The following is a 21,643-nucleotide window of genomic DNA, read 5'->3' as shown; positions in this document are numbered from 1 at the left end:
TTGGGTTCATCATGAGGGAGATTCTCCGAGTCGGTTCTCGTAAGGTTTGGTTGTATATCATTGCTGCTGTTATTGGTTTGGTTACAGGCTATGTCGTCCTCTCTTCGCCGGACTCTCCTAGGCTCCAAAGTGAAGAAGGTATTCTGGATTTAACGCAGGCTCAACTTAGTACGAATCCGCAAAAATTAACAGGGAAGTGGGCGTTCTATTGGCAAGAACTGCTGTCGCCTGAGGATATGCGGGTTCGTTCGGCAAGGGAAGGAAATCAGGACCACTGGATTAACATCCCAAGCTCCTGGTTGGGCTACCCGTTAGAAGGTCAGCGGCTGAGCGGTACAGGCTATGCAACCTTTGGACTGGTCGTTCATCTAAGCGAGCAGGATCGCGATGAGATGCTTGCTCTGCGGCTGCCTAGCATTTTTAATGCGTACAAATTATGGGTCAATGGCGAGCTGCTGGCAGAAGTTGGTGAGGTTGGTCAGGACAAGCACAGCATGACCCCGCAATTGGAAACAAAGCTGGTGTATTTTCAGCCTGAAAGCGACACGTTAGAGCTGGTCATGCAAGTATCCAACTTCCAACATCATCGGGGCGGCATTACCAAGGATATCGAGCTGGGTGGCAGTGACGTACTAACGACCAAGACCAATCTGAATCTTGCCAGGGATATGTTCATCACGGCAAGTTTGCTAGTGATCGGTTTGTATAATCTGCTGTTGTTTATGTTGCGACGTAAGGATAAAGCTCCGTTATATTTTGGCCTGTTTACTGTACTGCTTGGTATTCGATCCTTGTTCAACGGCGAGCTTATCTTTACACAATGGTTGCCTCATTTTCCTTGGGAATTGCAGTTCAAGATCGAATATCTGATTCTTTGCCTCAGCGGTTATATCATCACCATGTATTTTGATTGTATTTTTCCGAATTATGTGTCGCGATGGTTTCGCCTTGGCACCCGGATCGTAACTGGTGCATTCTGTATCCTTGTAGTGGTAACCCCTGCAATTATATATACAAAATTTTTGCTGGTAATCGGTGTGATGGTAGTTCTACATATGATTTATCTGATGATCGGGCTGGTTCAGGCGGCTGTGCGACGTATGGAGGGAGCGCTGATCTTCCTGCTGGTGTCGGTGGTTACTTTGGTCACGGTTGTCAACGATTTTTTGTATTTTAACGGATGGTCGCTAGTTGGAAATACATCTCCGCTTGGCTTATTGATATTTACGATCGCGCAGCTGATTCTGCTGTCTTCGCGATCTACGAGGACGGCATCGAACGAAGAGAGAATTACACGTGAATTACAGTACGTTAATGACAAGCTGATTGAAATGAATATGAATCTGGAACAGACCGTTCAGGAGCGAACACAGGCCTTATCTACAGTGCATGATGATCTCCAAACCTCGTATGACCGACTGCTTCACTCCGAGCAAGGGAGGAAGAAGCTACTTGCTTATATTACGCATGATCTGCGTATGCCGTTGTCCAGTATGCTTGGATATGTAGAAGCTATACAGGACAGGGTCAAGCCGGAACGCAATGAACAATATCTGAAGTACATCCGGGAGAACACGATAAGGATTAACCGTATGATCGAGGAGTTGTCCTTCTTGTCTCATTTGGAGACTGGACAAGTCTCGTACCGAATGGAGCCAGTTCAGATGATTCCTTTCTTGCATGGTTTTTTTGAACAATATGAGTTGGTAGTACGCGACGCAGGATTAGACTTCATACTGGATATCGGAGATGCCGAGGATAGACGATCTATTTTGCCAGTTGTCGAGATGGATGCGAAAAGAATAGAGCAGGCTTTATTTAATCTAGTGTCAAATGCCATGAAGTTCACCTCCAGCGGGGGGCTGGTGCGTATTGCACTAGTTGTGGAAGTGGTGAATCATGCTCCCCATGCAGTCATTAGCATACAGGATTCTGGAATGGGGATTCCTCCGGATCAGCTTGAGCAAATCTTCGAACGTAATTACAGATATGATCGGCCGGGAATGGGCATAGAGGGCAGTGGACTGGGGCTGGCAATTTGCAGGGAAATCGTACAAGCGCACGGAGGAATGGTTCGAGCGGAGAGCGACGGCAAGATGGGGGCGACATTCTATGTAACGTTTCCTTGTACGGTGATTGAAGGAAAGGGGTGATGAGATGGACACGCACAAAATCATGATCGTTGATGATGATCCTCATATATGCGAGATTGTGCAGGTGTATTGTGATAGGGAGGGATTTGTCTCCACCTGCAGTCATAGCGGGTCAGAAGCGATGGAGCTGCTTGCATCGTTTGAGCCGGATTTAATTATACTGGATATATTGCTGGCTAATGAAAACGGTATTGACTGGTGCAGGAATGCGCGTAATCTCACCAGTGCGCCGATTGTGTTTCTGAGCAGTCAAGAGGAAGACGAAATAAAAATTAGCGCATTATCCTATGGCGGGGACGATTATGTGACCAAGCCGTTCAGTCCGGGAGTGCTCATGGCCAAGATCAAGGCTCACCTTCGCAGAGTGTCGACGGGTAGAAGGGAACAACTGCTGGAGTTACCAGGTTTGACACTGGATTTCTACACGCAGTCCGTCAACATGGGAAGTACATCTATCTCTTTATCGAAAAAAGAATTCAGTCTGCTGTCCTATATGGCACAAAACGTGAATCGTGTCGTCAGTGTCGATACGTTGTTTCAAATCATCTGGGGAATGGAAAGTCTGGAGGATACGAGAACGGTTGCTGTACATATCAGTAATTTACGCAAAAAAATTGAGTCTGACCCTGCCGACCCCGAGCGAATCATTACGGTTCGGGGTAGCGGATATATGCTGGTTGCTAACAGTGCGTCACAAGCATGAATATAGCAGTAAGGGTAGTCTATTATAAATGGGAAAATGGCGTTGGAGCAGTATCTGACGCTATTGGCCCATTTTTTGTTCTTTCCACTAGCTTCGTAATCGACTCAAGATATTGAATCCCTCAACACCAGTCTGCGCTTTTCCATCCTCGTCAAAATGATGTGCCATCTCTCCGAAAAATTAAACGATCCAATACGCACGGATTTAAAGTTTTCTTTAGATTTCTCAAGTAGGATAATCCATCATGATAAAATCACTGTGGTCGATATAACGACATATTTCATCAAATTGCAACTGATTATTAGCTACGAGGACGTTACATTCAAGCCGGATCAAACGATAATACGTGAAGAAATGGTTGTCTTGCTGTCCCGCATTAGTACTTGAAGAGAAGGAAGTGGCTCCGATGGCACGAGTTATATGTATCACATCAGGGAAAGGCGGAGTTGGCAAGACAACGGTCACGGCTAATCTCGGGACTGCCCTTGCCTTATCGGGGAGCAGCGTTTGCCTGATCGACGCTGATTTTGGATTGAGAAATCTGGATATTCCGCTTGGTTTGAGTAATAGGGTAAGGTATCATATTTCTGATTTTCTGACGGGTCGATGTGCTTTACATCAAGTGATCGTCAAAGATAAGCGAATCAGTACCTTGTCCTTTATCTCCTGTAGTAACGACACGGTGCATCACGATGATCCGCAAGTTTTTGGCGAGGTTGTACAGCAAATAGCCCAGAACTATGATTATGTGCTGATCGATTCGCCGGCAGGCATTGAAAATGGATTCTGGAATGCGGCTTTGGCAGCAGGTGAGGCTATTGTCGTTACTACGCCTCATCGTACATCGCTTCAGGACGCGGATCGCGTAATCGGATTATTAGAAGATATGATTCCGGCTCCGCCACAGCTCATCATTAATATGGCCGACGGACAGGAAGCCCGTTCGGCAACGGTAAAGATGCAGGATATTATCGATATTCTCAATATCGGTGTGATTGGCGTGATCCATGCCGATGTAGAAATTATACGTTCCGTACATAAGGGCATCCCGATTGCGCTTAATCCTGAGTTTGAAAGCGGGCTGCGCTTCAGGCATATCGCCCACAATGTGGCGAAGAATCAGCAGGAGCCTTTTATCTCATTGAAACCCAAGAGGCATATTAGTGTTTTTTCACTTCCTCCAAGACTGCGTTGGGGGAAGAGTAGTTCGTTATAGTCGATTCTGGTAGATGAATCGTTGGGAAGAGAACCATCTGGAATGGATTGCAGACGAGCTAAAGAATTCATGAAAGAGTGGTGTGGGAGTTACCTTCCCTACGCCGCTATTTTTTGATGTCATTGATGTTCTCACTTGCGAGTAGTTGCTTACTTAAAGTTTTCTTTATAATTCACAAGCGCCCCTATCTCGCATGATAAAATACGGAAGAAAAAACGACATAATTTGCTGTGTCGGTGTCACAATTCGACTGCGACTGATCAGGAAGGTCGGTGAACGAATTCAATCTGTAAAGTTGGCATTATCGTACCTTAAAGCAGTCGGATCTCTTCAGTCGGATGTTTGAGCTGACGTTGATGTGCTGAATGTGCTGAACGCCGCAGCTAGGACAATTCCATTTCTGTATGTAAAGTTTTTCCTCGCTTGATCTCCACGTGTCGAGCGAACTGACTCGCAGGAAACCAATGATCCCGATCTGGGTCAGTGGTATCCGCTATTAGTCTGGCTTTGTTGATTAGCTTGATTAGAAACCAATTTTGGAAGGTCTTTTTTAGTTTGATCTATACATAGAAGGGATGAATGAAAGTGAAGAAAGTAAGACAGGGATGGAAGGTGAGCCGGCAGATCCTGATGTGGATGCTGGTGATCAGCTTAGTAGTTTCTGCCGTGCCCCTATTACCAGCGCAATCGGCAGTAGCGGCTGAACTGCCGATGCAGATGACAAAAGTAACCACATCTACTGGATTCCAGGATGTGAGTCCCACCGACTGGTTCTATGATGCAGTCGTCCATGTGCAGGAGAAGGGCATATTCAGCGGAACGAACGCGAGTAGCTTCTCTCCTAAGGGGACAATGACACGTGCCATGTATGTAACGGCACTTGGACGGATGGCCGGAGTCGATGTGGGGGCGTACTCCACTTCGAGCTTTGCCGATGTACAGGCGGGCAGCTGGTATGCGCCATATGTCGAATGGGCGGTTAAGAAGGGAATTACCGATGGCACGGGGGATCGGAAATATTCGCCGGATGCTACCGTATCTCGGGAGCAAATGGCGACGATGACGTTGCGGTATTTCGAAAGCGAACAGATCCCTTATCAGACCGAGAATCCGGTCACGACAGAACCGGGCGATCTCGGGGATGTATCGCCTTGGGCGGCTGATGCGGTCATCAAGCTGTGGCAAGCCGGTGTGTTCACCGGGGACGAAAAGGGGAACTTCAATCCGCGTGCACAAGCGACTCGCGCGGAAGCAGCGGTTCTCTTCATGCGCAACAACGCGGTTGTAGAGGCGTGGAAAAATCAGAATCAAACGCCGGTGACGCCTACTCCAACACCAACACCGACATCGCCGGTGACACCAACAACCGGCGGTAATAGTGGTGGCGGAACGCCTGGAGATAACGGAGGTAACCCAGGCACGGGTTCCACTGCGTATACGCTCACGTTTGAGAGCAACGGAGGCACGGCAGTTGCTGCGCAGACGGTACGAAAAGGCCAGGTGCTAAATAATCTACCTGCTCCAACAAAAGAAGGATATATATTCCAAGGGTGGTTTGCGGATAGTGATCTTTCACTCATCTTCGCAAGCGGCAGCACCCTGAACGCGGATACAAAGTTGTATGCAAAGTATACGGATAGCATAGATCGTGCAGTACAGAGCGTACCAAGCTATTCGGTACTGGATGTCGCGCCGAACTTCACCATTAAGGTGCAGGATTCATCGGGCAGTCTAACGGAATCCCAGGTCAAAGAGGGGATGAACTTCGTGGATACGGCGAATCCCGAATTCGAAGGGGTTACCGTCTCTGGCGGGAACGGAGTTTTCACGGTATCGTCAGCAGCCGAAAACGGCAAGTTCGTTGAAGGTAACACATATCAACTTACGTTGACGGATGACAGCTTGTCCTTCCAAGGCCAAGACGCGACGACAAGTATTTATGTATTTAGCGTTGCTAAACAAGAAGTCATGAATGTTCCACTCAATCCGAATATGATCTACATTCCGTTCACGGATGTCACGGATATGGTGATAAATGGAGCAGATGTCGATTCGCCCGCGATTTCAGTCGTTACTACGACGGTAGGTGGCGAAAATGCACTCGCCGAAGTGAATGCGAGTAGTGGAACGTTCAAGTACACCGGAAGCACTGGCACGGTAATTCAAGTCGGTGATACCGTAGCCATCTATGAGGGAGTTAGTCCCAAACTGCGCACAGTCGAAACGACTGGTGAAGACGATGGTGATGTGGCCTATGTCCAGATCACGGCGGTAGATGGAAGTGTCTACACTTATGATCACGCAGATGCCAATCAAGTGTTGTTCAAGCCGGATGTTCTACCGGTGAGCATAGAAGCAGATAAGGATGGAATTCCCAATAACCATTCCATCACGGTTGAGCACACTGCCATGAACTACAGTGACAGCCTGTACAAGCCCTTTGGTTTGGATGAGCTGACCACTGTTGATGTGGGCGACTTTATTGGTTTTTATGATGGACAATTCGATCAAGAAGGTATTGAGATCATGGGTTATGGACGTATTACGTCGATTACGCCTGAGGCGGAGATGGACGTAATTACGTATGAAGATGCCACCATTGAAGATATTGAAAATGCCTTCAACATCTATCAGAAGCAAGCAATTGACGGCGACGATCTGTTTTCGGAAGAACAGATTGCACAGCTCGAAGAGCAAATTGAGCAGCAAGCGAGAGACAGCGGATTCGTCAATGAAGCCGCGGATTATCTGTCTGACATCGCCATGGAGACAAAGGAAATTCAGGAGATCAAGGCTCAGTCCTCCCTAGCGTCCAGTAAAGGGAGCCGGGTAAGTGTGGAGAATCTGACCGTTTTTGCTTCACTCGGCACGAGGCTGAAGAATATTGACGGCCGAACCTCAGGCGTAAGCGTTACATTACAAGTGGGTGCCGATATTGTTGTCAATATCAATGAAGACAGCGATCTTGTCATCCATATGACGGGTACATTCGTGCAGGAGATGAGCCTGGACCTCGGTATCAATGGGGATATGAAAGGGCACTGGCTGAAAAAGTGGGGGATTCCTTACTGGTACAGCATTGATGATTATGTAATTACGGCGAATCTGGATGCTTATAGCTATACCGGGATGAACATCACGGCAGAGATAGCTCTCGTTGAACACGATAAGTTAAATGATGCAATGAATGACTGGGTGGGCGAGAAGAACGCTGGCAGGTTGGGAAAGGTTCAGAACATTGCGACACAGATTAAAGCGGTAATGGCGGGTGTGCAGGATACTGCCGTAGATGCGGAATCGTTGAAGGAAAAGTATCAAGAGATGTTGGAGCAAGACACGGAGTGGGTTCCGTTAATCAAGAAAGAGCTTTTTGAAAAGAGCGTACGCGTGGCTTTAGGTATTGTGGAAGTCAAATTTGAAGCGGAGTTTGTGGTCAGCGCCCAGGTGAACCTGACGGTGGGGGCAGATTTCTACTATAAGATGGCGAAGCGCTACTCGGTTAGCTTGCGCGTATTGAGTTTCAGTGGTTCGAGCAATACGGTCAGCTTGCCGGGAGACGGAGATTACCAATTTACCTTCTATGTGATGGGGACGATCGGTTTACGAGCTGGTATTCATATGGAGGTCAAAGCGGGGATTGGAAGCGTCAAGTTGAATAGTATCGGGCTTGCTGTAGAACCCGGTGTGTATGTGAATCTTTGGGGCTACTTCTATTATCAATTGAAAAATATTAGCGGGGTGAAGACCACGAAGTCTTTAGGTGCCCTGTTCGTCGAGATTGGGATCTATTTGGAGGTCGAACTCGGCGCTCAATTAGGAGATGGAGCGCTTTCCGGCGGCGTGGAGCTGGTCGATGAAGAGTGGCCACTGTATACGATTGGAGAAGAACAGAACGTCTACGACTTCGCCTATCCACAGGATAAGTCGCTCAAAGTGAACATGGCGGGTTCTGCGTCATCCATCGCTGTACCGGAGTTGTGGGTCACGATGAATACCTTTGATTTGAAGACAGGCGATACGGATGAACAGGCGTATGATCGCTCGAATTTCGATATTCAGGTGGACAATCCAAACTTCAAGTATGACGCAGCAAACGGGATGATTGAAGTGGTGGACAAGAACATTCAGGTGAGTGATGGCAATCTGGTTATCACCTGGAAGGGGGCACCGGCGTCGTTCATGTCCGAGCCACTCAAGCGTACGATTCAGTTAAGCTGGCTTGCCAGAGTGGGTGACTACATCCTTCAGCTGGATCCACAGAACAGCGGAGTGACCCAGGTTGTGGCGGCTCCTTATAACGCGCCAATCAGTGTGGTCACCCCGGTATATCCAGGATACACCTTTGACGGCTGGTATACGGCCGCTTCCGGCGGCACGAAGATCACGATTCCGAACCGAATGGCTGCGGAGGATCGGAAACTGTACGCGCACTGGATTGCGAACAAGAATACGCCGTATACGGTTGAGTATTATGTGCTAGACCCGAACAGCAGAATACAGGCTCCGCCTGTGGATACTGAAAATAGGACTGGAACAACGGACACAGAGATTCGAATCAGCTCCGACAGGTTTAAGGAGCAGGGCTATGCGACCGGAACGGTAAGCGGCGTATTAATCAAGGGAGACGGCTCGACAGTCGTAAGAGTTAATTACTATCCGGAGAATCGAAAGATGACCTTCGTTGGGGGTTATGCCGGTGCGCCCAAAATCTCGCTAACGGAAGCCGTTGGCAAGAACATTGCTGCTCGTATACCTGTGCCGACAAGGCAGGGATATACGTTTGCCGGTTGGTCGCCAGAAGCTCCAAGTACAATGCCGATTGAGGATACTACGTATACAGCGAAGTGGACGGGGAGAGAGGGTACGCCTTATCAGGTCGTGTACTTGCTGCAAAATATCGGAAGTGACACCTATACGGTTGCAGATACGGAATCGTATCGTGGAGTTACGGGTACCGAGGCGAATTTGGCGGATGTCAAGCCGAGATCCTATGATGGCTTCGTGCGGGACGACAGCATTTCGGTACTGACGGATCTAATCACGAGCAACGGCAAAACGGCGTTGAAGGTATATTATAAGCGTGATGTATACCAAATGACGGTTGATTATAACGGTTCTGGGGCAACAAATAAAACGGATAATGTTCCTTTCGGAGCGACGATGCTGTTGCGTCTAGGCACTCCGACATGGCAGGGATATAGCTTTACGGGTTGGTCGCCAACGCCTCCGACCACGATGCCTGCTGAAGATGTCCAGTTTACCGCTCAGTGGGCAATTAACGACTACACTGTAAATTTCGACAGTAACGGTGGGTCCGAAGAAGTGCCGGCTCAGACTGTGGGGTTTGGCGCCACGATTAGTACGCCGACTGAACCGACGAAAGATGGTTATGTATTCGGCGGTTGGTACAGTGATAACACGTTGACGAATGCTTACGACTTCGCTACAGCGGTGACGGCGGATCTCACACTGTATGCGAAGTGGCTGATCCCTTACACGATAAGCTTCGAGAGTAATGAAGGGTCGGTAGTAGATGCCCAAACAGTGAATGAAGGCGTCAAGGCTATGGCTCCTGCCCCTCCGACGAAAGACGGCTATGTGTTTAGCGGCTGGTACAGCGATAGTGAGCTAATGAACGCCTACAATTTCACGACTATGGTGGTTACGGGAGACCTGACATTGTACGCGAAGTGGACGGTATATGTACCGATTACCTACACTGTAACTTTCGAGAGTAACGGCGGATCGTTGGTCACAGAACAGACTGTGAATGAAGGTGCCGTGGCTACTGCTCCTGGCGCTCCGATGCTGGAAGGGTATACGTTCGATGGCTGGTATAGCGATAGCGAATTGATGATACCTTATGGTTTCACAGAAGGTGTAATTGCCAATGTGATGCTGTACGGGAAGTGGACAAAGAACAGCTACACAGTGAGCTTCAACAGTAACAACGGATCGTCGGTGAGCAGTCAGTCCGTGAGTGAAGGTGACACGGCAGTAGTTCCTGACGCACCGACCCGTGCAGGGCATGTATTTGAAGGCTGGTATAGCGATGCTGGTCTGAATGAATCTTACAGCTTCATGACACCTGTGATGAATAACCTCACATTGTACGCGAAGTGGACGGCTATATATACGGTCACCTTCAACAGTAACGGCGGATCACTGGTGGCTGAACAGAATATGCAAACCGGCGGTAATGCTACGGAGCCTGCCGTACCGACGAGGGACGGTTACGTGTTTAACGGTTGGTACAGCGACGCTGGACTGAATGAAGCCTACAGCTTCACGACATCGGTGACGGGTAACCTCACGCTGTACGCGAAGTGGACATTTAACAGCCGCACGGTGGACTTTGACAGTAACGGTGGAGCAGCAGTAGGTAGTCAGACGGTGGTTACTGGCGACAAAGCTGTGGCACCTGCTGCGCTGAAGTGGGCAGGGTATCGATTTGAAGGTTGGTACAGCGATCGCGATCTGGAGATCGCCTACGACTTCATGACGCCGGTGACGTCAAACATCACCCTGTACGCGAAGTGGACGATGACATCGTGGCTGCAAGTAGGTGACTTGTTGGATTTGAATAGTAAGTCCAATGTCATCTTCGACAGTCAAGGAACTCCTTACGTGGCTTATATAAAGGACAATTACGAAGTGTTTGTGATGCAATTTAAGGGAGGCAAGTGGCAGTCCTTTGGCAATCAAAGCGATCTTGAAAAAGCGGGAGGATTAGGGAGCTCAGCTATATCGCTCGGAATAGACAGTAAGGACAAGCTTTATGTTGCTTATAAGAATAGCTCAGGTAAAGTAAGCTTTAAGAATTATAATGATGAACATAAGTGGTGGAGACCAGTATCTACTATCTCTGATTTCAGTTGGAATGATGGAAAGACGAGCAGAAAAGTGGATAAAGTTAATGATAGCTTCTTCATTACCTTCGATAAGGATGATAATCCTTTTCTGATGTTTAGAGGTATTTTGGCCGGTAATGCTGCGGAACCGTCAATGCTTATGTCATGGAGTTATCATGAAGGTAGTGGATGGAAACAAGAAGCGAGACTAGAGGCATTCGCAGGTCTAAGAGCCTTCCTCGCACCATTACCAAACAACGGCATGTATTTATTTGCTCCATTCAGGTTAACTGGTACCCCTGTGGCAACAGGATATAGCTTGGTAGATGGATCATGGAAACAATTGGATCGTAAAGCATATCTAATAACTGCGAATATGGATGCTGCATCCGCGCTTGATCCATCTGGCGTACCTTATATGATCTATCTCAGCAGCTCCAACGTTGTTGAAATGTGGAAATATCCGCACACCATTCCGTCAGAAGATACAGCATGGGAGAAGGTGAGTACTCCCGAATTCTTGGTCGGTTCATCTCAAGAAGGAAGCATAGATATGGCCTTTGACAGCGAAGGAACGCCTTACGTTGCTTATCGAGATGCAGCAGACGGCAACAGGGTGACTGTGATGAAATACGAGAATTTGGATTGGAGACCCGTAGGGTCTGCCGGATTCTCCGCTGGTGATGTTCTTCAGCTAGACATCACCATAGACAGCACCGATAACATCTATGTGAGTTATAAGGAACAAGGTAAAATGAACGTGATGAAGTTTGATCCTAATTTCAAATAACTTGGATAGATCAGACTGGCAGAAGAGCCTACTCCCATCGGAGTAGGCTTTTTTGCATATATTACATAACTCACTATATTTCATGCAGCGTTTGTGTCTCTGGGACGTTATGCACACCCCATTTGCAGATTTCCTCCAGAATGGGCATTAGACTTTTATCTCGGTGGGTTAAGTAATACTCCACTTTGGGCGGGGTTTGATCGTACTTAACTCGTTTTATCACACCTTCACGTTAACCGCTTCTTCAGTTTTGAACCCTGAAAAACGGCCTTTCCCGAGATCTAAATTGTAGATGTAGATGGCTCATCCTCAACTCCAATTATCTTGCTTAGAAATTGGTTCGCCCAAACGTGGCATCACTCTTCACAGTTGCGCTGCTGGCTGCATTTACAGCATCCAACTGCAAAACATAATCATAATGCCGGATGTAATATCCGGGCTGACTGTACGATTGAAGGGATACTTTGGTGCTGTCAGCCCAACCAGGGCTGCTTAGGAACGTAGCATCTCCCTTATAGGCTGCAGTGTCCGCATATGCTTCAAGTACAATTTTGTTGCTGGCATTACGCTTCAGAAAGTAGCCTGGGAAGTTAATGGACTCAAGCGAGATTCCTGTGGAGCTGGCAAGACCCGGTACGACGCGGAACTGGGAATCCAGAACAGGGGAGACGTTGGCATCCACGCGAGCCGTGTAGTTGGCATGACGGATGTATCGATCCGGAACGTTGTGTGAACTGAACCGGCTGTAACCTGTGGCTTCTGGTGTTGCAGGACCCAACATTTTGACTTCGTGCAGAGTTGGGGTGTACCAGTTACCCGGATTATTCCACAAGACCGCGTTCACCATATTAATCCGCACATAACGGGCTGTGAAATGCACAGCATCGGTCGTAAAGCCATAGGTCAGATTGTTGGTGCGATCCAAGGTGGAGTAATTGACTCCATCGTTGCTAATTTCAATTTTGTATTTGTAGTATCCTTCGGAACCTTTATACATAAACCAGGACGTGTCGATCTCGGTGATCGTCTTCGGTGCGCCGAAGTCCACCTGCCACCAGGCAGGCCAGCTATTGGAGGAAGCCACCCATGAAGTCTGGTAGTTGCCATCATTGACGTTGGATGCAGACGAGCCGGAGGCTGTGGAGCTGGCGGTAGCTGCTTTGCCTTGTGCATGATTGACGAGAGCAGGCGGTGTTACCGCACCCGTTACTGCGTCGATATTCCACGTTGTATACCACTCCAGTGATGCGGTTCCGTTCGAATCATTCAAGGTTAGCGGCAGCCAGATATGTTTGTGCTCTCCGAGGTTCATCGGATTCCAGCGATCCCCCATGTAGATGTAGGATGTGGTGTTGCTGCCTGTAATCGTGGCAATATCATGAATCTGCGAACCAAAGGCAGATGGATTGCCATATGGCGTAAGCGCAGTCCATGGACCCGTCATGGAAGTTGCTGTAGCATAAGCGCCCTGATTCGGATACCAGCCAGCGGCTTGAGAGGTGAAGAGGTAGTAACGGTTGCCTTTTTTCACAACAGCAGGCGCTTCACGATAGGCGTTCTCGAACAACCAGCCCTCGAAGGATTGTATTCCGGTGTAACTTGCATTCATTTTGAAAATAGCCATCGTATCATTGGCACCGCCATTTTTGCGTGAAGCAGTAACCAGATAACCTGATCCATTTGTATCAACAAAGACAGTCATGTCACGGGATTCATAATTCATTGGGCGGAAACTGCCCTCATAGGTGAATTTGCCATTCGGGGTATTGCTTGTTGCGACCGCTACACGCCCGAGGTTGTAGTCCGTACCGTTCTCGTAATGTGCCCAGAGTACATACTGGTTAGTGGAGGCGTTATAGATGACTTTGGGGCGTTCGATTTTGCTGGAGGCCAGCTCGGTTGCAGAATCTTTGGTCAGGATGGCGTTGCTGAAAGTCCAGTTCTTCAGATCAGTGGAGGTGTAGACGTTCACGCTGTCGAACTTGCCGCCCACCGCATGTTCACCATACAGATAATACGTCGAGCCTACCTGCAGAATGTTGCCACTGTTCGCATGGATGGGGTTACCTGCGGTGTCGAGCCAATCGGTACCGTTGGTTATCGTGACACTTGCTGCGCTTGTTCGTTCAGGATGAAGTCCAAACAGGGTGAACGTGAGTGCAAAGACCAGAAACCAGACGGCTTTCCTGTTACCCATTACATACACCTCCCGAAAGATATCAGATTAAATGTAGCGCTTTCATTTATATTGTAGTTGGGTCAGACTCTTTTTCAAGTGAACAATCCATCCATTGCTGAACAAACCTTCATTTCATCGTGGCTGAGCGGTGAGAGCGGAGGAAATGTTCCTAAATATCAAGTACGATGATGTAGAGTGGATCAAATACACACGTTAAAATAAAGCTAGACTGAATTCACATCATGGTTGGAGGGTGGACCGTCATGAACAAGTTTATTGTAGATGAAGACCTTCAGGTGATATTGCATAATGACGAGGATGGAACGAACACTCCGATTAAGGGAGGTATTACTGCTCAGGATTTTGAAGTCATCTCTACGTATCAAAAGGGATGGTTGACCTTCGCCTATCTGCGTGATCGTCAGGGAATATGGTGGTTCAATGCCCGCAAGAATAAGGCGAGTTTGTTCAGTCGGGATACGGAAGCTTTTCGTGTGATCGATGAAGATTACTGCTTCGACTCTCAGTATGTCTATCTAGAAGATCAGGTCGTGCCTGACTCCGATCCGAGCAGCTTTCGGCTGTTGCCGGATACGCCTTACTTTGCTCAGGACCAACGTTATTTATATGTAAAGAGCAGCACGCATTTTCATCTATTTGAGGATATTGATACGAATGCTGTGATTGCTCATCACGACTATTGCACCGACAAGGACCATCTGTTCCATCTGTCCAGTTCTCTTCGCTATGCGAATGGGGAAAAGGATGAGGTGAGGGCATGGCTGCAAGAACATCATCCCGACGTACATGGCTGGTGGCATGCGAATTATGCCCACAGTGCAGAGGGCGCTATGCAAATCAGAGGCAATTGGTATGAGACGGCGTCGTCCATTTTTTATAGAACAGAATGGGGCCGTACTCCACATCGAGAAGCAAAAGCGGTATTCAACCTTGTTCGTGGAGCAGACAGGTCTACCTTTGAACCGCTTGATGAGCAGTTTGCACGGGACCGGGAACGTGTTTATTTTCAGTGGCGTACTGTAAAAGGAGCAGACCCGGATACGTTCGAGCCGCTAGGTGGACCTTTTGGTCGTGACCGCAATCATGTGTATTACAACGGATACCGTGTCGACGAGGCAGATGCTCAGCATTTTGTAGCGTTTGCCGGGACGGAGCATCTTGGACTTTCCATGGATCAGCAACATGTGTATCGTGCGGAGGTTGTTCGGACAAGTCAGCCCTTCGGTCATCCTGACGATGTGCTTCAGATCATTAAGGGGGCTGACGCAGCGACGTTTGAGTTAATAACACCTTCCGGCAGTTGGGCGGTGGATGCCAATCGTGTGTATCTATGGGGTAAACCGAATAAACATATCGATCGAGCCAGTTTTACACATCTATTTGATGCCGATCCCCAGAGCTTCGCGAAAGACAAGAATGGTCTGTATAATGCCAATGGAAACCGCACAGTGAAGGGAGTTAACGGCAGTACATTTGTCATGCTGAATCGATATTGGGGCAAAGATGACCATGTGGTGTTCAGTTTTATGACGGGTGGGGTTTATAAGGCGGGAGATGCAGCGACGTTTATGGTTACGGATGATATCGGGGGCGCCGAAGATGTGCTATTTCGGTATACGGTGGAAGGCGGTACAGTGCGGAAAAAGAAGAGGTAATGAAAAAAGGGATGGTAGACTTAGAAAAGAGTCCACTATCCCTGTTTGAATTTCTAGTTATTTGACCGTGTTTAGCAAACTATTTATGACCTTTGCGAACCTTAAGCTGCATCTTTTTGATCGTTATGTTTTGCATGAGCTCCAGTACGAGAGGGCCTTTGCCGTTCAGGATCTCTACATCCGTCACATTATCCTGAATCGTAATGATCCCGATATCGTCTGCTGTAACCCCTTCAAGCTTGGCGATGGTACCTACAAAGTCAACGGCACGAAGTTTCTTCTTCTTGCCTCCGTTGAAGTTCAGCTTCATGATCTGTTGGTTCAACTGTTCACGCTTGTCCTTTTTGCGTTCAGGTACAATCTTCAATCGCTTCTCAAAATCTTCTCTGCGGCGATCTACAGCTTCTTCGGAAGGTGCTTTCACAACAGGGATTTCGAATCCAATATAGGATTCAATCTCGGCGAGACGTCTGCCATCTTTCGGTGTAATCAACGTAATGGCTTTACCTGTTTTGCCTGCGCGACCCGTACGGCCTGTACGGTGAACATATCCCTCTTTTTCCAAAGGAATATCGTAGTTGATGACATGGGTAATATTCGTGATATCAATACCACGTGCGGCTACATCCGTCGCGATCAGATAGCGGAATTGTCCCCGTCTGAATGCGTTCATCACTTCGATCCGCTCATCCTGCTCCATACCACCATGGATACGATCTGCTGGGTAGTCAAGGTCAGCCATAACCCGGAACAGTTTATCCACATTCTCCTGCGTACGGCAGAACACAATGCAGCTATCCGGATTTTCCACAATGAACAAGTCTTGAAGCAGTGCGGTTTTGTTCACCTCTGGTATGTTAATCACAGCATGTTCAATCGTGGCTGTTGTCAGTCCACTTGCCTTGATCTCAATCTCCACCGGTTTGTTCATGTATTTGCGTGACAGCTTGGCTACATCTTCAGGGAACGTAGCGGAGAACAACATCGTTACGCGCTCCTGCGGCAGTTTCTGAATGATGGACTGTACTGTCTCAATAAAGCCCATATTCAACATCTCATCCGCCTCGTCAATGACGAGATAGGCAATCCGTTCGAGTGGCAGCGTGCCGCGTTCGATATGATCCAGTACCCGACCTGGTGTACCAACAGCCACGTGTGTTCTTTGTTTTAACTCTGCTTTTTGGATATGAAAAGGGGACTGTCCGTATAGTGCGGTTGCTTTAATACGCTTAAAGCGGCCGATATTCGTAATATCTTCGTTAACCTGCAAAGCTAGTTCCCGGGTTGGTGTAAGAATCAAAGCCTGTGGCTTATTCTCATTCCAATCCACCAGCTCGCAAAGTGGAATGCCGTAAGCAGCTGTTTTACCACTACCTGTCTGTGATTTGACCACAAGATCCTGATTCTCTAGTGCTACCGGAATAACTTTGGTTTGAACCTCGGTTGGTGTCTCATAGCCCAGACTGTCCAGTGCTTTTACGATCTCTTCACCAAGTCCATAATCTTTAAATTGTTGCTCGCTCATCGTTTACCTCTTTTGCGTTAGTTTTTGTACAATTATTGCACCGTACATTTATCGTATACCTCTTCATTATACTCTATATGCAGGCAGGCTAACGGAGTAAATGCTTCAAGTGTGTAAATTGTTTTCATAATTCCTGATTTGAGGGAGCAACGTTTGTTGCTATTCGTATGTGTATCATAACGTTCCACGTGAAACGAAATGTATCGGCGTATTTTGCTTGGTGTTAATGAATGACCATTTTTACAGCCTTGGTTTGGGGAGGGTAAGATTGAGCAATAACTCCATTGCTCCACACCTCTGCACTTCGACCAACGAGTGTCTCATCCAAAGAGACGGTGACAATCTCTTCTTCGATGATGAGTTCGGCGTCCTTGCTGAGAGAGACCCAAATCGGTCCAGAATCAACACCGTGATCCTCTTTATTCTCTATGAGTACCTGACCTCTTTCTTCCTCAAAATCCGTAATAATTCCTCGCACATGTGGCTTCTCTTTCCCTTGTTCTACGGACTTCTCTGCACATCCAAGGGTTAACAGGAGCATGATGACTGGTAGTAAGGATAACCTTCGTGCAATGGACATTGGGTTACTCACCTCTCATCCTTTTTAATGCATCTATAACTATGGACGTTACCTGAGGCGACGAAGTTCCTGTATATCAATAAAAAGAACCAAAATCATTTGATTCAGTCTGGAACTGAAATTTGGAATATGTTAGCATATGGGTAACTTACTGAACGGAGGGATACGTGTGCAAAATTTTTCCCGATTGAGATAGTGTGGCGAAAAACGTCTGTTTACGCTTGCTGTTTACTGCCTGTGTGCAGTTCATCGGGATCGGTTTGCCATTTTACACGTATGCCGCTAGTCGTCGTGAAAGAATCACTCTTTGAAGTGGTTCTTTGATGTACTACTATTTTTTTGTGAGCATTCAGGTATGCCAACATCCGAAATGAACTGCACAGGCGAACATGTCTGTGTTTTTTATTTTATCAAGGAAAAGGGGAGTACCTGATATGTCAAAACCGAACTTGAATGAGAATTTGGCAATTCAAAAGGAACTATTATCTTTAGCAAAACAGAACGGACTTCTTATCGTTGAGGAATCCTTAGAGATCAACGAGTCGGGGATGGATTTTCGTGTAGCATTCGCCACGGATGAAGAAGGCCGCAGATGGGTTCTGCGCCAGCCGCGACGCGAAGACGTATGGGAGCGAGCCGAGAATGAGCACAAGGTGCTGGATGTGGTCCGAGGAAATATACCCGCACAAGTACCGGATTGGAGGATCTTCACGCCAGAGTTGATAGCTTATCCTTTACTTGAAGGTGATCCGATCGCAGTTGTGGATCCCGCAGGGGGAGGGTATGTATGGCGATTCACTCAGGAGGGCTTATCTGATACATTCCTGGATTCACTAGCTACGACTCTCGCCACACTGCATAACATCGATCCCGACAAGGCGAAGAAAGGTGGAGTGCGGATCAAGACACCTATGGAAGCTCGCAAAGAATTTGCAGCCAATATAGAGGAGATTAAGCAGAATTTTACGGTGCCAACCAAGTTGGTTGAACGCTGGACGGTATGGCTTTCTATAAATAGCTATTGGCCTCAGCACTCGGCGTTCATCCATGGTGATCTGCATCCGCCGCATATTATTGTCGATGATGCCCAGCGAGTAACTGGACTTATTGATTGGACGGAAGCGGAGATTGCAGATCCGGGTAAGGACTTTGTCATCTACTACGCACTCTTTCAGGAGGATGGGCTGCGTGAGCTTTTGAGTCGTTATGAGAAGGCAGGGGGAAGAACATGGCCCCAGATGCTGGAGCATATTCGGGAGCAGTGGGCAGCCTATCCTGCAATTGTTGCCAAGTTTGCACTAATTACGGGGAAGGAGTCGGACATGGAGATGGCGAGAGGCATGCTTGCGAATTGGGATGTGAAGAGAGGTTGAGTATTAAAGGTATATATAATTCGTTCACCCGTTATGGCACGTACTCTCGCATAACGGCTCCTTAACATAACAAAGGGCGATCCCGACCATGAGTTCCATGGGAGAATCGCCCTTTTGTTTTTCGTTAAGCGTGGTGCGTCACGATTTTACCTATTTCAAAATACTCACGTATTTCCCGTATACAAATGCTACACGTCCATCCAGCTTCACTTTTACCCAGCCATATTTGTCTGTACTGATCACCTCAAGCAGGGTGCCCTTTGGTACCGCAGCAACGACCTTCGCTTTGGATGAAGCGCCAGCGCGTACGTTCAGGTAAGCCGCAGTAACCTTGGCTTGTTTGCCTTTGATGACAGTTCCCGGTTTACCAGTGCTTGGTGTGGATGGTTTACCAGGTTTCGGCGTGCCTGGAGTTGGTGTTGGTTTTGGTACTGTTGGCGTTGTCGGCTTCTCAGGTGTAGGAGTAGTTGCTCCCTCGCCATTGCCTGACGATTTGCGAGCTTTGTTCAGCTGTTGATAGAACGCTCCCTTGGTTTTCACGCCTGCAAATTGTGCTGCATTCACACCTGCTTTGGCAGATAATGTATCAATCTCTTCTTGAGTCACTGCATCTAAAATGTTAATGGAGGCAATGTTGGTGTACTTGCCATCTTCCGTTGTTGGCACAGACATGATGCCATCGTTAACTAACTCCACCACATCTACACGTTCCGGTGCAGTCAGGTCTACGCCAGTGATTTTCCAGTTGTGTTGAATCTTCGGTTCGTAGACACCTTTCATGACATCTTTCAGATAGGCGATGGACAGGTTGCGAATCGTGCCTTGAATCTCACCAAATGCCGAGGCATCCTTGGAGGACCAGAGTTGCTTGAACTTACGCCCTTCCATGGCACCACCTTTGGCAATCAGCGCTTCCATTCGATAGGCGTTCATGCCAAGTTTCAGCGTATCATCTTCTTTGACCACTGACCCATTGCTGTACTTGAGATTTGTAATCCGATTACCGTATGGTTTGGTCAGGTCAATCTCATACGTTACGCCGCCGAAGAAATCATCGGTGCTGTATTTGGAAGCACGTCGTTTCGGATCAAAGCTGACGGTCACATCACCCGGGCGTGTGGAGTTGAAGTACCCCGCAGACCACTCCATATAATCCATTAGATCGCGTCCGGTTACTTCATATACGGTCACTTCACCAAAGGTGTATTGGTAGTTGAACGCAATATCCTTTTTCTTGATTGGACCTACATCCAGCTTGGCCTTGTCGTTATCAATCTGGTGCGCGACCACATCGGCATCACTGTAATGCAACATCACTTCTGTGAAAAAGTCAGACAAAGGTGTTTCCTGGATCTGCACCGCAGGGATACCCTTAATTTCATCGGCAGGCACCAGGTTTGTTCCTTTCAGTTCAGCCACTTCAATGTTGGCATCGGCACGAGCGAACTCGTGGAATGGGTGCAAAGTCTCTTCCAGCGCAGGATCGGAGACTTCATATGTTCCGTCTGCTGCTTTTACAGCGAGTGCTTGAGCTTCTTTGCTTTTCAGCACAACTTTGTCGCCGTCTTTTTCAAATGTCAGATCGATTCGTGAAATATGTGAGCCATATTTATTCGGTTCGGAGATCAATACGCCGTTAACCGTTTGGGATTCAATCAAAGTATGCATGTGTCCGGCAAAAATGGCAGCCAGCTCCGGGTTGGCGTTGGCGATATCCGTCACTCCGGTTCCCGGATTACCGTTCTCGTTATCCAATCCCATATGCATGAGTCCAACCATGACATCGACTTTGCCTTTCAGCTCAGCAATGGCCTTTTTGGTCTCTTCCACAGGATCTTTGACGATGATGCCGTCCAGGTGATCTGTACCTTTCTCAAACTCGGTAATCATAGGTGTGTTCATTCCGATAACACCCACTTTGATTCCGTCTTTCTCGATAATCGTATAGGCAGGCATGTAGCGGTCGCCGTTTTCTTTGAAAATGTTACCCACGAGAGGCTGTCCATTGAATTGGGAAGAGATCTTCTCCAGTATGTCCAGTCCAAAGTTAAACTCATGGTTACCCATAACCCATGCGTCATATTTCATTTCGTTCATTGCAACCATCATGGGAGATTGAGGTTGATCATTGAACAATTCAGCTGAGTTATCCTGAATCATGTCTCCTGCATCCAGCAGGATCGTATTGGGATTCTCCGCACGGACTTTTTTCACAATGGTGTAGAGCTGTGTCATGCTACCGGTTGGGTTTGGACCGTCCATAGCATAGTCCCACGGCATAAATCGACCATGTATATCCGATGTACCCAGCAACGTAATCTTGGTCTCCTTGTCTGCCTCAGCAGCCTGAACCGGAGTGGAAGCAAAAGGGGCAAACAAAATGGAGGCACATAAGAGGAACGATAAAGGCCATCCGGCGAAACGTTTCGTTGAAATTTTGCGCATGTTGTAATCTCCCTTGTTATCTAGTGTGTATAAAGATATGTATCATTTCATACTAGATAAACATCTGGTGAATGTAAACTCCAATGTAAGAGTTATGTTGGATTTAAGAGAGTGAATCTATAAATAACTTCAGAAAAAGCATTTAAATCTAT

At 47.6% G+C, this 21,643-nt stretch carries 11 protein-coding genes; 6 read left to right on the top strand and 5 right to left on the bottom strand.

What is annotated here, in order from left to right; all coding sequences use genetic code 11:
* Nucleotides 1-11: 11 nt before the first annotated feature.
* From V6668_RS29745 to V6668_RS29730, 4 genes are all read left to right on the top strand, one after another.
* On the top strand, nucleotides 12-2,153 hold the full coding sequence (locus V6668_RS29745; protein ID WP_338707374.1) for an ATP-binding protein: 2,142 nt from the start codon (nucleotides 12-14) through the stop codon (nucleotides 2,151-2,153).
* A gap of 4 nt (nucleotides 2,154-2,157) precedes the next feature.
* Nucleotides 2,158-2,856 carry a response regulator transcription factor gene (locus tag V6668_RS29740; protein WP_338707373.1) on the top strand — a complete coding sequence of 233 codons (699 nt, stop codon included), beginning with the start codon at nucleotides 2,158-2,160 and terminating at the stop codon, nucleotides 2,854-2,856.
* A gap of 406 nt (nucleotides 2,857-3,262) precedes the next feature.
* On the top strand, nucleotides 3,263-4,072 hold the full coding sequence (gene minD, locus V6668_RS29735) for a septum site-determining protein MinD (protein ID WP_036671782.1): 810 nt from the start codon (nucleotides 3,263-3,265) through the stop codon (nucleotides 4,070-4,072).
* Between the two features lie 579 nt (nucleotides 4,073-4,651).
* Nucleotides 4,652-11,713 (top strand): InlB B-repeat-containing protein, encoded by a 7,062-nt coding sequence (locus V6668_RS29730; RefSeq protein WP_338707372.1) that lies wholly within the window; start codon nucleotides 4,652-4,654, stop codon nucleotides 11,711-11,713.
* A 73-nt stretch (nucleotides 11,714-11,786) separates the two neighbouring features.
* On the opposite strand, the gene V6668_RS29725 is transcribed toward V6668_RS29730, so the two are convergent.
* On the bottom strand, nucleotides 11,787-11,936 hold the full coding sequence (locus tag V6668_RS29725) for a winged helix-turn-helix transcriptional regulator (RefSeq protein WP_076252040.1): 150 nt from the start codon (nucleotides 11,934-11,936) through the stop codon (nucleotides 11,787-11,789).
* Nucleotides 11,937-12,041: 105 nt separating this feature from the next.
* A complete protein-coding gene (locus tag V6668_RS29720) occupies nucleotides 12,042-13,910 on the bottom strand; it encodes an AbfB domain-containing protein (RefSeq protein ID WP_338707371.1) in 1,869 nt (622 codons plus the stop codon).
* 245 nt (nucleotides 13,911-14,155) lie between these two features.
* On the opposite strand from V6668_RS29720, the gene V6668_RS29715 reads away from it, so the two are divergent.
* Entirely contained in the window at nucleotides 14,156-15,568 is a 1,413-nt protein-coding gene (locus V6668_RS29715) for a DKNYY domain-containing protein (protein ID WP_338707370.1), read from the top strand.
* A 79-nt stretch (nucleotides 15,569-15,647) separates the two neighbouring features.
* Here V6668_RS29715 and V6668_RS29710 read toward each other — a convergent pair whose 3' ends face one another.
* Together V6668_RS29710 and V6668_RS29705 are read right to left on the bottom strand one after the other, a co-directional pair.
* A complete protein-coding gene (locus V6668_RS29710) occupies nucleotides 15,648-17,093 on the bottom strand; it encodes a DEAD/DEAH box helicase (protein WP_036671776.1) in 1,446 nt (481 codons plus the stop codon).
* Between the two features lie 223 nt (nucleotides 17,094-17,316).
* Nucleotides 17,317-17,673, bottom strand: a complete 357-nt coding sequence (locus V6668_RS29705; RefSeq protein ID WP_036671774.1) for a hypothetical protein — start codon at nucleotides 17,671-17,673, stop codon at nucleotides 17,317-17,319.
* A 434-nt stretch (nucleotides 17,674-18,107) separates the two neighbouring features.
* On the opposite strand from V6668_RS29705, the gene V6668_RS29700 reads away from it, so the two are divergent.
* Entirely contained in the window at nucleotides 18,108-19,046 is a 939-nt protein-coding gene (locus V6668_RS29700) for a macrolide 2'-phosphotransferase (protein WP_338707369.1), read from the top strand.
* Between the two features lie 150 nt (nucleotides 19,047-19,196).
* On the opposite strand, the gene V6668_RS29695 is transcribed toward V6668_RS29700, so the two are convergent.
* A complete protein-coding gene (locus V6668_RS29695; RefSeq protein ID WP_422395296.1) occupies nucleotides 19,197-21,326 on the bottom strand; it encodes a 5'-nucleotidase C-terminal domain-containing protein in 2,130 nt (709 codons plus the stop codon).
* Nucleotides 21,327-21,643: the final 317 nt, after the last annotated feature.

The organism is Paenibacillus amylolyticus (assembly GCF_036894225.1).
Lineage (GTDB): Bacteria > Bacillota > Bacilli > Paenibacillales > Paenibacillaceae > Paenibacillus > Paenibacillus amylolyticus.
This window is presented reverse-complemented; position numbering and strand designations above follow the sequence as displayed.